6 protein-coding genes, 2 tRNA genes and 3 rRNA genes are annotated in these 12296 nt (G+C 53.8%); 3 read left to right on the forward strand and 8 right to left on the reverse strand.

Annotation, left to right across the window (positions count from 1 at the left end; all coding sequences use genetic code 11):
* Nucleotides 1–454 precede the first annotated feature (454 nt).
* On the reverse strand, nt 455–1084 hold the full coding sequence (udk, locus tag MTP43_RS12895) for a uridine kinase (protein WP_015537343.1): 630 nt from the start codon (nt 1082–1084) through the stop codon (nt 455–457).
* 191 nt (nt 1085–1275) lie between these two features.
* On the opposite strand from udk, the gene MTP43_RS12900 reads away from it, so the two are divergent.
* The gene (locus MTP43_RS12900) at nt 1276–2892 is read left to right on the forward strand and encodes a phospholipase D-like domain-containing protein (protein WP_113621536.1); all 1617 of its coding nucleotides are present in this window, start codon (nt 1276–1278) and stop codon (nt 2890–2892) included.
* 50 nt (nt 2893–2942) lie between these two features.
* Here the strand turns inward: MTP43_RS12900 and MTP43_RS12905 are convergent, their stop codons facing one another.
* From MTP43_RS12905 to MTP43_RS12930, 6 genes are all read right to left on the reverse strand, one after another.
* A complete protein-coding gene (locus tag MTP43_RS12905; protein WP_113621537.1) occupies nt 2943–4103 on the reverse strand; it encodes a glycosyltransferase family 4 protein in 1161 nt (386 codons plus the stop codon).
* 222 nt (nt 4104–4325) lie between these two features.
* Nucleotides 4326–4442, reverse strand: a 5S ribosomal RNA gene (gene rrf, locus MTP43_RS12910).
* 126 nt (nt 4443–4568) lie between these two features.
* Nucleotides 4569–7403: ribosomal RNA gene (locus MTP43_RS12915) — 23S ribosomal RNA — on the reverse strand.
* Between the two features lie 206 nt (nt 7404–7609).
* A tRNA-Ile gene (locus MTP43_RS12920) sits at nt 7610–7686 on the reverse strand.
* 3 nt (nt 7687–7689) lie between these two features.
* Nucleotides 7690–7765, reverse strand: a tRNA-Ala gene (locus tag MTP43_RS12925).
* A 126-nt stretch (nt 7766–7891) separates the two neighbouring features.
* Nucleotides 7892–9402: ribosomal RNA gene (locus tag MTP43_RS12930) — 16S ribosomal RNA — on the reverse strand.
* The 16S, 23S and 5S rRNA genes sit together here with 2 tRNA genes alongside, the layout of an rRNA operon.
* A 579-nt stretch (nt 9403–9981) precedes the next feature.
* Between MTP43_RS12930 and aroD the strand changes: the two genes are divergently transcribed.
* Together aroD and MTP43_RS12940 are read left to right on the forward strand one after the other, a co-directional pair.
* Complete coding sequence (gene aroD, locus MTP43_RS12935) at nt 9982–10737, forward strand: type I 3-dehydroquinate dehydratase (RefSeq protein WP_097782297.1); 756 nt, start codon at nt 9982–9984, stop codon at nt 10735–10737.
* 31 nt (nt 10738–10768) lie between these two features.
* Entirely contained in the window at nt 10769–10972 is a 204-nt protein-coding gene (locus tag MTP43_RS12940) for a hypothetical protein (RefSeq protein ID WP_097782296.1), read from the forward strand.
* A 99-nt stretch (nt 10973–11071) separates the two neighbouring features.
* Here MTP43_RS12940 and MTP43_RS12945 read toward each other — a convergent pair whose 3' ends face one another.
* The gene (locus MTP43_RS12945) at nt 11072–12283 is read right to left on the reverse strand and encodes an NADP-dependent isocitrate dehydrogenase (protein ID WP_005925517.1); all 1212 of its coding nucleotides are present in this window, start codon (nt 12281–12283) and stop codon (nt 11072–11074) included.
* Nucleotides 12284–12296: the final 13 nt, after the last annotated feature.

A 12296-nucleotide genomic window follows, 5' to 3' on the forward strand; every position in this document is an offset into this window, starting at 1 on the left:
CTCCGCAGGAGAAGTTACTACCTGCCGTCAGCGTGCAGGGACGCTCCGCTGGGCCAGAGGCAGGGAGGGGTGTTCCGAGTCCCCCCTCCCTACCTCTGGACTCCACCCACCCCACAACGGGCCAAGGGCTGCTCGCCCTTGACAATCCTAAAGAAGAAGTCGAAGCACAAAAAAGCTAGCGCTGCGCCAGTCGGCGCTATCGCTTTAACGCTTTTTCGCTTCTCCATTTAAAGCCCCTCAGTCGCTGCGCGACAGCTCCCCCCCCCGGGAGCGAGCGCTTGCCCGCAGCGCCGCGCTTTCACAGAAAGCGGCGCTGCAAATGCCGTTTTCCTCTACGACCCCACCTGTGGAAATGGGGTTCTGAAAAGCCCGCAGGCTTTTCAGAACCCCAAAATTAAAAATATTCTTTCCGCTGAACATGGCTAGAGCGCAGCGGAAGCCATTCTAAATCGTCTTACCCCCGGTTCGCTTTCTCGATCAGGGTGCGGATGTGGTGCGCAAGCATCTCCACAGCGGTGCTGTTCTCGCCGCCGTTTGGCACAATGATGTCCGCGTTGCGCTTGCTGGGCTCTACAAAGGCCTCGTGCATCGGCTTGACCGTGGTAAGGTACTGGTCGATCACGCTGTCCAAGCTGCGCCCGCGCTCCTTTACGTCCCGTAGGATGCGCCGCAGGATGCGCTCGTCTGCGTCCGTGTCCACGAAGATCTTGTAGTCGAACAGGGCGCACAGTTCCGGCTCTACAAAGGGCAGAATGCCCTCCACGATCAGCACCGGGGCAGGCTCGATGTGCTGCACCTCGTTGCTGCGGTTGTGGTTGGAGTAATCGTACACCGGGCAGTCGATGGCGCGGCCTGCCTTCAACTCCTGCAAGTGGTAGATGAGCAATGCGTTGTCGAAGGCGTCCGGGTGGTCGTAATTCAGCTTGCAGCGCTCTTCAAAGGGCAGCTCGTCGTGACGCTTGTAGTAGCTGTCGTGGGAGATCAAGCGCACCTCGTCCTCCCCAAAGCGCTCCTTCAGCCGCAGTGCAAGGGTGGTCTTGCCGCTGCCCGAGCCGCCCGCAATGCCAATGATCAGATTGTTCATGATGCAAACTCCTTCTGTACAAAATCTGCCGGTTTCTGTGGAAAAACCGGCCGGAATGGATTATAATAGACTTGTATATGCTCTGTTGCCGCCCGGCAGCAGTTCTTCCCCTTTATCATAGCACAAAATGTGTCATTTGGACAGGGCTTGCAGGCTATCCTCCGACACATTCCAAAAAAAGGACGGTCAAAATGTCAAAAGAAACATTGCAGCACACCATGAGAAGCAAGGTCCGGGTATTTGAGGACGGCGGCATCCGTCTGCTCCGTAAAGGCCAGAAAGGGCTCATCCATGCCATCTTCAGCCGCTTTGGGCTAGTGCTGGTACTGCTGGTGCTGCAATTCGGGGCGCTCTTCAGCCTGATGCGCTGGTTCAGTAACCTGCTGCCCCACTACTTGGGCGGCACCTTGCTGGTCACGGCGGCCATGATGGTCTACCTGCTCAATCAGGACATGAACAACAGCGTGCGCATCCCGTGGCTGGTGGTCACGGCGCTTGCCCCGGTGCTGGGCGTGTTGCTGTTCTGCTACACCAAGGAGGATGTCGGCCACCGGATGCTCAAAAAGCGCCTGCTGGAGCTGGAGGGGCAGACCCGCGGCCAGCTGGCGCAGGACAAAAAGGCGAGCACGGCGCTGGACGCGGACTGCCCCGGCGCGGCCTCTCTGGCGCAGTATCTGCGCGGACGGGGCGGCGGCTTCCCGGTGTACGAAAACACGCAGGTGACCTATTTCCCCAGCGGAGAAGCCAAGTTCGCTGCGCTGCTGCCCCAGCTGGAAAGCGCCACCCAGTACATTTTTCTGGAATACTTCATCATTGACGAAGGGCTGATGTGGGGGCGTATTCTGGAGATACTGGCACGCAAGGCCGCGCAGGGCGTGGATGTGCGGGTGATGTATGACGGCACCTGCGAGTTCTCCACCCTGCCCCGGGACTACCCCAGACGGCTGGAAGCGCTGGGTATCCGCTGCAAGGTGTTTGCGCCGGTCACGCCCTTTGTTTCCACCCACTACAACTACCGCGACCACCGCAAGATTCTGGTCGTAGATGGCCGCGTGGGCTTTACCGGCGGCGTGAATCTGGCCGATGAGTACATCAACCACGTTGAAAAATACGGCCGCTGGAAGGACGCTGCCGTCATGCTGGAGGGCGAGGGCGTGCGCACCATGACCGCCCTATTTTTGCAGATGTGGAGCATCCAGCGGGAGCCGGAGTTTGCCCAGTTCCTCACCCGCCCCCTCCCGGAAACGCAGACAAAGGGCTTTGTCACCCCCTACGGGGACTGTCCGCTGGACGGCGAGCGTGTGGGCGAGATGGTGTATATTGACCTGCTCAACCGCGCCCGGCACAGCGTACATATCATCACGCCCTACCTCATTCTGGACGGTGAGCTGGAGACCGCCCTGCGCTTTGCCGCCGAGCGCGGCGTGGATGTGCACCTGATCCTACCCGGAAAGCCGGACAAGTGGTTTGCTTATGCGCTGGCTAAAACGCATTACCTGCCGCTGCTGTCCTCCGGTGTGAAGATCAGCGAGTGGACCCCCGGCTTCACCCACGCCAAGGTGATGATCATGGACGGGCAGGAGGCGGTCGTGGGCACCATCAATCTGGATTACCGCAGCCTGTACCACCACTTTGAAAACGCGGTCTGGATGCGCGGCGTGGACTGCCTGCCCCGCATTGAAGCAGATTTTCAGGATACGCTGGCACAGTGCCGCACGGTGGAACCCACCCGCCAGAGCATCTGGCAGGGCAAAAAGCTGCTGCATCTGGTGGGCATTATGCTCAAATTCATCGCCCCGCTGATCTAAACGAAAAACGCCCCGGAAACGCTGTCAAACGTTTCCGGGGCGTTCTTTGCTTATGCTTTTGCGCCTGCCGGCACTCTTCCCTTTTTCAGCGTGGAGGGCATCGCCTTCAACGGGTCGCCCACCACATGATGATAGACCTCCTCGTAACGGTCTAACATCACCTCATACTCAAAATTTGTATGGATGTACTGGATTTGCTGCTGCCGCATTGCGTCCGGGTACTCCTGTGCACATTCCCGTTCCAGCGCCCGGGCAAGGTCGTCCGTATCCTCCGGTTTGAAGGCCGCGCCGTAAATGTCGGTCACGACCGTATTCTCGGGGATATCGCTCACCAGACACCGTGCCCCGATGGACAGTGCCTCCAGCAAAGACAAGGAAAGCCCCTCGGTGTGGCTGGGCAGAACGAACAGCCCGCAATTGCTGTAAAGTTCCTTCAGCGGGTCGCCCACCACATAGTCGGTCATGATGATATTAGGGTCATTCTGCGCCTGCTGCTGTACTGCTCTGCAATATTCGCTGTCATCCAGCGGGCCGACCAGTACAAGCTTTTTCCCTGTCTTGGCCTTGCGGTATCCCTCCACCAGATCCAGCGTGCCCTTTTCCGGCGAGATGCGCCCCACATACAGGATGTACTCTCCCCTCGCCAGCCCGTATTTTTCCCGGATCAGGCTGCACGCGCGCTTTTCGTAAAAGCGGATGGCATTGGGGATCAGTATGGATGCACGGTCGTATTTCTGCAAAAAATAGTTCCACTCCGTCTCCGAAAGCACCACCAGATCATCCGCATATTTTGCGGCGATCCGCTCTCCCAGCTTCATATAACGGCTTGCAAAGCCGCGCCACTTGTCCACCTTCCAGTTTAGTCCGTGCACTGTACATACGGTGTGCTTGCCGAATATCTTAGCGATCAGCAGCGGTACGCTGGGTCCGATGGCGTGGTAATGGAGCACATCATAGCCCCGGAACAGCGCATCAAAAGTTGCCAGAAAAGAGTAGATCGTGGCATTCAGTGCAGGCTTTTGCAGGGTAAATACCCGCCGCGCGTGAACGCCGTCCACATCGTACACATTATGGTGCTTTTCCAAGCCGCGGTTATACACGGTAACGTCATAGCCTCGTTCCACCAGACTTCTGGCCAGCCCGCCAACCATGACCTCCACACCGCCCGAGCGACTCGGAAAATCCTTGTGCCCGATCATCGCCACCTTCACCACAACTACTTCCTTCCGTTCTGTAATATATCCCCGACCGATCCCATTTCCACCACATTGATATATCTTTATTGTAACATAAGCGTCACTTAGTCGCAACTAATTCCCACGAAATATTTTAACAAAATATGAATTTTCAGTTATATCTTGTTCTATTTGTAGATATTTCATCTTTTTCACTCAAAAAAACGCTCCAGGAATTCTCCTGAAGCGTTTTTGTTAAGTCGGCGACTACCTATTTTCACAAGCCGTTTCCAGCTAACTATCTTCGGCACAAGTAAGCTTAACTTCTGTGTTCGGAATGGGAACAGGTGGAACCTTACCGTCATCGACACCGACCGATTTGACTGAATCAGTATAGCACATTTCTGTGTATCTGTCCAGCATTTCTTAGAAGGACGTGCCTTCAAAACTGAATAATCACTGCTAACATTTTTTCGTTGACTTAAAAGTCTCAAGCGAATTGTGGTCAAGCCCTCGACCTATTAGTACACGCTTGCTGAATGGATCGCTCCACTTACACATCGTGCCTATCAACCTTGTAGTCTTCAAGGGGTCTTACTTGTTTGAAACAATGGGATATCTTATCTTTGGGTCGGCTTCACGCTTAGATGCTTTCAGCGTTTATCCGATCCGTACATAGTTGCCCAGCTATGCCCTTGGCAGAACAACTGGTGCGCCAGAGGTACGTCCGCTCCGGTCCTCTCGTACTAGGAACAGCTCCCATCAAATATCCTGCGCCCACGACAGATAGGGACCGAACTGTCTCACGACGTTCTGAACCCAGCTCGCGTACCGCTTTAATTGGCGAACAGCCAAACCCTTGGGACCGAATACAGCCCCAGGATGCGATGAGCCGACATCGAGGTGCCAAACCTCCCCGTCGATGTGGACTCTTGGGGGAGATCAGCCTGTTATCCCCAGGGTAACTTTTATCCGTTGAGCGATGGCATTTCCACTCACATACCACCGGATCACTAACTCCAACTTTCGTTACTGCTCGACCCGTCAGTCTCGCAGTTAGGCTCGCTTCTGCGTTTGCACTCTTTTGCTTGATTTCCGTTCAAGCTGAGCGAACCTTTGAACGCCTCCGTTACTCTTTAGGAGGCGACCGCCCCAGTCAAACTGCCCACCTAACAATGTCCCCCGCCTTGATTCAAAGGCGCAGGTTAGAATTCCAATATCGCAAGGATGGTATCCCAACGGCCACTCCACAAATGCCAAAGCACTTGTTTCCCTGTGTCCCATCTATCCTGTGCATGCAACATCGAAACCCAATATTAGGCTACAGTAAAGCTCCATGGGGTCTTTCCGTCTTGTCGCGGGTAACCGGCATCTTCACCGGTACTACAATTTCGCCGGGCGGGCTGTCGAGACAGTGCCCAAATCATTACGCCTTTCATGCGGGTCAGAACTTACCTGACAAGGAATTTCGCTACCTTAGGACCGTTATAGTTACGGCCGCCGTTCACTGGGGCTTCGATTCAATGCTTGCACATCTCCTCTTAACCTTCCAGCACCGGGCAGGCGTCAGCTCGTATACGTCATCTTTCGATTTAGCACAAACCTGTGTTTTTGGTAAACAGTTGCTTGGGCCGATTCTCTGCGGCTCCATCTCTGGAGCACCCCTTCTCCCGAAGTTACGGGGTCAATTTGCCGAGTTCCTTAACAACCCTTCTCCCGTTGGCCTTAGAATCTTCTTCCTACCTACCTGTGTCGGTTTGCGGTACGGGCACCGCAGAAATACACACAGCTTTTCTCGCCATCTTCCATCCCGGACTTCGGTACTAACTTCCCTCGATCGCTACCGGAACCAACACCCGGCTCCGAGACTTCAAATGTGTCCCTGTGCTTAACTCTTTTGGTGGTGACGGAATCTCTACCGTCTGTGCATCGGCTACGCCGTTAGGCCTCACCTTAGCTCCCGACTAACCTGGAGCGGACGAACCTTCCTCCAGAAACCTGAGGCTTTCGGCCATGCAGATTCTCACTGCATTCGCGCTACTCATTCCGGCATTCTCACTTCTATACACTCCACAGCCGCTTGCGCTACTGTTTCACCGCGTATACAACGCTCCCCTACCCAATACATTGCTGTATTGCCTAAGCTTCGGTGTCAGGTTTAGCCCCGTTAAATTCTCCGCGCAAAGACGCTCGACCAGTGAGCTATTACGCACTCTTTGAATGTGTGGCTGCTTCTGAGCCAACATCCTGGTTGTCTACGTATCTTCACATCGTTTTCCACTTAACCTGACTTTGGGACCTTAGCTGTAGATCTGGGCTGTTTCCCTTTTGACAATGACATTTATCTGACACTGTCTGACTCCCAAGCATCAATACTCTGGCATTCTGAGTTTGATAAGCTTCGCTAACCTCTCGGCCGCTAGGCTATTCAGTGCTTTACCTCCAGGTATCTAACTTGAGGCTAGTCCTAAAACTATTTCGGGGAGAACCAGCTATCTCCGGGTTCGATTGGAATTTCTCCGCTACCCACAGTTCATCCGCCGCCTTTTCAACGGAGGTCGGTTCGGTCCTCCATGGAATTTTACTTCCACTTCAACCTGACCATGGGTAGGTCACCCGGTTTCGGGCCCATTGTATGCAACTTAACGCCCTTTTCAAACTCGCTTTCGCTTCGGCTCCAGACCTTAAGTCCTTAACCTTGCTGCATACAATCGCTCGCCGGACCGTTCTACAAAAAGTACCCTATCACACATTGACGTGCTCTAGGTGCTTGTAGGCACAGGGTTTCAGGTTCTTTTTCACTCCCCTCCCGGGGTGCTTTTCACCTTTCCTTCACAGTACTATACGCTATCGGTCACTGGGTAGTATTTAGGGTTGGAGGGTGGTCCCCCCGTATTCCGACCAGGTTTCACGTGTCTGGCCGTACTCTGGAACTCGCTCAGCTCTTGTCGTTTTCACCTACGTGGTTCTCACACTCTCTGACCGGCCTTCCCATGCCGTTCGGTTAACAACTTAAGTCCTAAATGCGGTCCGTACCCCGGAAGTATTTCTACTTCCGGTTTGCCCTCTTCCGCGTTCGCTCGCCACTACTTACGGAATCTCGTTTGATGTCTCTTCCTCGCCCTACTTAGATGTTTCAGTTCAGGCGGTTCCCTCGATATACCTATTTTTAAGTTCAGTATAACGTACCTGAGTATGAACCCAGGTGAGTTTCCTCATTCAGAAATCTCCGGATCAATGCTTATTTGCAGCTCCCCGAAGCTTATCGCAGCTTATCACGTCTTTCATCGGCTCCCAGTGCCAAGGCATTCGCCCTGCGCCCTTGTTCGCTTGACCTTTCAAACGTTCTTTAAGAACATTTGGTATCCTCTTGATTCTCTCTTGCCAACGAAGATTATTGTTACCCTTCCTTTTGAAATTGTAATATTTCTTAAAAAAGAACTTACTATAATCTTTGTTTCGCAGTTATTATTCAGTTTTCAAGGTACGTCTTGGTGATGTCCCTCAAAGCCCGGTCTCCCGGAACTCTGATTTTCACCACATGGTGGGCCAAAATGGACTCGAACCATCGACCTCACGATTATCAGTCGTGTGCTCTAGCCAGCTGAGCTATTGGCCCATGTGGTGGAGATTAAGGGAATCGAACCCTTGACCCCCTGCTTGCAAAGCAGGTGCTCTCCCAGCTGAGCTAAACCCCCACATAAGGTTTTGAGTAACCCCTTTTCAGGGCCCTCAAAATCGAACAATATCTACTTAAACTTTAACTTGTCACCTGTTCCAATGACCGATCATCTTAGATGCTCTGTCATTGCCTGACTCCTTAGAAAGGAGGTGATCCAGCCGCAGGTTCTCCTACGGCTACCTTGTTACGACTTCACCCCAATCACCAGTTTTACCTTCGGCGGCGTCCTCCTTGCGGTTAGACTACCGACTTCGGGTCCCCCCGGCTCTCATGGTGTGACGGGCGGTGTGTACAAGGCCCGGGAACGTATTCACCGCAGCATGCTGATCTGCGATTACTAGCAATTCCGACTTCGTGCAGGCGAGTTGCAGCCTGCAGTCCGAACTGGGACGTTGTTTCTGAGTTTTGCTCCACCTCGCGGTCTTGCTTCTCTTTGTTTAACGCCATTGTAGTACGTGTGTAGCCCAAGTCATAAAGGGCATGATGATTTGACGTCATCCCCACCTTCCTCCGTTTTGTCAACGGCAGTCTGGCCAGAGTCCTCTTGCGTAGTAACTGACCATAAGGGTTGCGCTCGTTGCGGGACTTAACCCAACATCTCACGACACGAGCTGACGACAACCATGCACCACCTGTCTCTGCGTCCCGAAGGAAAAACATATTTCTATGTCCGTCGCAGGATGTCAAGACTTGGTAAGGTTCTTCGCGTTGCGTCGAATTAAACCACATACTCCACTGCTTGTGCGGGCCCCCGTCAATTCCTTTGAGTTTCAACCTTGCGGTCGTACTCCCCAGGTGGATTACTTATTGTGTTAACTGCGGCACTGAAGGGGTCAATCCTCCAACACCTAGTAATCATCGTTTACAGTGTGGACTACCAGGGTATCTAATCCTGTTTGCTACCCACACTTTCGAGCCTCAGCGTCAGTTGGTGCCCAGTAGGCCGCCTTCGCCACTGGTGTTCCTCCCGATATCTACGCATTCCACCGCTACACCGGGAATTCCGCCTACCTCTGCACTACTCAAGAAAAACAGTTTTGAAAGCAGTTCATGGGTTGAGCCCATGGATTTCACTTCCAACTTGTCTTCCCGCCTGCGCTCCCTTTACACCCAGTAATTCCGGACAACGCTTGTGACCTACGTTTTACCGCGGCTGCTGGCACGTAGTTAGCCGTCACTTCCTTGTTGAGTACCGTCATTATCTTCCTCAACAACAGGAGTTTACAATCCGAAGACCTTCTTCCTCCACGCGGCGTCGCTGCATCAGGGTTTCCCCCATTGTGCAATATTCCCCACTGCTGCCTCCCGTAGGAGTCTGGGCCGTGTCTCAGTCCCAATGTGGCCGTTCAACCTCTCAGTCCGGCTACCGATCGTCGCCTTGGTGGGCCATTACCTCACCAACTAGCTAATCGGACGCGAGGCCATCTCAAAGCGGATTGCTCCTTTTCCCTCTACCCGATGCCGGGTCGTGGGCTTATGCGGTATTAGCAGTCGTTTCCAACTGTTGTCCCCCTCTTTGAGGCAGGTTCCTCACGCGTTACTCACCCGTTCGCCACTCGCTTGAGAAAGTAAACCTCCTCTCGCTCGTTCGACTTGCATGTGTTAGGCGCGCCGCCAGCGTTCGTCCTGAGCCAGGATCAAACTCTTTATAAATGATATTTATCACTTAAAAGTGTTAAATCTTGTTTCGCTCAGCACGCAATCGCTTGCGTCCTGTGTGAATTACTTTTGTTTGGAATTGTTTACCGTGTTTTTCCAACACGAAAATAGGTTCCGTTACAAGTTCTTTCGATATTGTTCAATTTTCAAGGTCCTGTGCGCCTCAGCCTTTCGGCTGACGACTTGATTATTTTACCACAGAAGCGGTTTTTTGTCAAGCACTTTTTTGAGAAGCTTTTGAACTTTTCTGAACTTGGAGCGCTTCAGGTTTCTCGGTATCAGCCGGAACTTTTCAGCGTCTATTGGTTCTTTTCAAGGGCTTCCTGCTGAGGCTTCAGAAGTCATTCTTTTGTCTCAGCGCTTGGCGCTCAAGTATAATACCACACCCCGGCAATCTTGTCAACACTTTTTGACATCTTTTTTCCAATTTCTTTGCGCGGGGGTAAATGCTCCTGTTTTTCTCCTATTATAATAACCTCCTTTTCTTGACAAGGCGGCGGGTAGAACGTATTATGGAGTCATTCCAGTATCCTGTATTATGTAGCTATACTTATTATATAAAGGAGAAGCACCATGTCCTGTGTCAACATCCGCGGCTGCCGCATCGGGGAGGGCCGCCCCAAGGTCATTCTGCCCATTGTGGAGCGCACCGAAGCTGCTATTCTGGAAAAGGCCGCGCAGTTTTCAACCTTGTCGGCCGATTGTGTGGAATGGCGGGCAGACTGGTTCGAAGGCTTTCAGTCCCCCGCTGCCATTGCCCGCTGCGTACAGAAACTGCGGGTCACCCTGCGGGACAAGCTTCTGCTGGTGACCTTCCGTACCAAGGCAGAGGGCGGCGAGCAGGCGCTCTCCCATAAGGAATACCTTGCCTTTCTGCGCCTGATCCTCGACACTGACTGCGCCGACCTGCTGGACATCGAGTTCTTCACCGCCGGGGCAGACCTGCCCGCACTGATAGAGCAGGCACATTCTGCCGGGGTGGCGGTAGTGTGCTCCAGCCACGATTTTGCCAAAACCCCGCCCCGGGCAGAACTCGTCTCCCGCATGGTACAGATGCAGCAGGCCGAAGCCGACCTGCCCAAGCTGGCCGTAATGCCCCGGTGCCGCACCGATGTACTGGAGCTGCTGGCCGCCACCGTTGAGATGGCCGACCTTCACCCGGAAACACCGGTCATCACCATGAGCATGGGGGCGCTGGGTGCGGTGAGCCGTCTGGCTGGGGAGGCCTTTGGTTCTGCCATGACCTTTGCCAACCCCGGGCAGGCCAGTGCCCCGGGGCAGGTATCGCTGGACATCGTAAATGAAGTGCTGGACGCACTACATTTGTAACCAACAAATCGGAATTCAAGGAGGTTCTGTTATGCGCACGGAGAAGAAATCCCACCGATCCAGGATGGATCCTATTGTTGCTTTAGTTTTGATTTTCGCTGTACTAAAAGTAACAGGATTGATTTCGTGGTCATGGCTATGGGTACTCAGCCCGATTTGGATTACCCTTTTGATTTTCGCTGCTATTTTTTCTTCCATTTTGGTCGGTGGACGAATCGTTAAAGGAAAATGGTAACTTCCAGTTTGTCGCACATCCTGCCTAAAACACAAACCGGAACGATCTTCCCTTTTTCGGGTGGATCGTTCCGGTTTTTATGTTATATTGAAAATCGTTTTATGCCAGCTTGGCTTCCAGACGCTCACGGATGGCCTTGATAAAGCCCTCGCTGTCCACGGCGGTGGGGGTGATGCCCTCTGCCAGACCGCACAGGTCCTTGGTCATGATGCCCTCGTTCAGGGTCTGCAGGCTTGCGGCTTCCAGTGCCTCGCCAAAGTGCACCAGCTCCGGCAGGTTATCCAGCTCGCCGCGCTTCTTGAAGGCGCCCGACCACGCAAAGATAGTAGCCATGGGGTTGGTAGAGGTCTTTTCGCCCTTCAGGTACTTATAATAATGGCGGGTGACGGTGCCGTGGGCGGCCTCGTACTCGTACTTGCCATCCGGGCTGACCAGCACACTGGTCATCATGGCCAGTGAGCCAAAGGCGGTGGAGACCATATCGCTCATCACATCGCCGTCGTAGTTCTTGCAGGCCCAGACAAAGCCGCCCTCGCTGCGGATGACGCGCGCCACGATATCGTCAATCAGGCTGTAAAAGTAGGTGATGCCGGCAGCTTCAAATTTTTCCTTGTACTCGGCATCGTAAGTTTCCTGGAAGATATCCTTGAAGGTGTGGTCGTACTTCTTGGAGATGGTATCCTTTGCGCCGAACCACAGATCCTGCTTCACGTCCAGTGCGTAGTTGAAGCAGCTGCGGGCAAAGCTGCGGATGGAATCGTCCTTGTTGTACTGCCCCTGCAGCACACCGGCACCCTCAAAGTCAAAGACGGTGGCACGCTGCTGGCTGCCGTCTGCGCCGGTGAACACCAGTTCCGCCTTGCCCGCACCGGGAATGCGGAACTCGGTGCACTTATACACATCGCCGTAGGCGTGGCGGGCGATGGTGATGGGCTTTTTCCAGTTCTTGACCACCGGCTGGATGCTGTCGATCATAATGGGTGCGCGGAACACGGTGCCGTCCAGCACAGCGCGGATGGTGCCGTTGGGGCTCTTCCACATCTCATGCAGCTTGTACTCCTCCACGCGCTGAGCGTTGGGGGTGATGGTGGCACACTTGACCGACACGCCGTACTTCTTGTTGGCGAGGGCGGCATCCATGGTCACCTGATCTGCGGTGGCATCGCGGTTGGGCAAGCCCAGATCGTAGTACTCGGTCTTGAGGTCCACAAAGGGGAGGATCAGCTCGTCCTTGATCATCTTCCACAAAATGCGGGTCATCTCGTCGCCGTCCATCTCCACCAGCGGGGTCGTCATCTTGATCTTTTCCATAGCAGGGTTCCCT

Origin of the sequence: Faecalibacterium sp. IP-1-18 (assembly GCF_023347355.1) — a bacterium.
GTDB classification, from domain to species: Bacteria; Bacillota; Clostridia; order Oscillospirales; family Ruminococcaceae; genus Faecalibacterium; species Faecalibacterium prausnitzii.

What these genes read in the sequence shown, in the direction of transcription:
- udk (WP_015537343.1), bottom strand. Translation starts at nt 1,084, where the DNA reads ATGAACAATCTGATCATTGGCATTGCGGGCGGCTCGGGCAGCGGCAAG.
- MTP43_RS12900 (WP_113621536.1), top strand. Translation starts at nt 1,276, where the DNA reads ATGTCAAAAGAAACATTGCAGCACACCATGAGAAGCAAGGTCCGGGTA.
- aroD (WP_097782297.1), top strand. Translation starts at nt 9,982, where the DNA reads ATGTCCTGTGTCAACATCCGCGGCTGCCGCATCGGGGAGGGCCGCCCC.
- MTP43_RS12940 (WP_097782296.1), top strand. Translation starts at nt 10,769, where the DNA reads ATGCGCACGGAGAAGAAATCCCACCGATCCAGGATGGATCCTATTGTT.
- MTP43_RS12945 (WP_005925517.1), bottom strand. Translation starts at nt 12,283, where the DNA reads ATGGAAAAGATCAAGATGACGACCCCGCTGGTGGAGATGGACGGCGAC.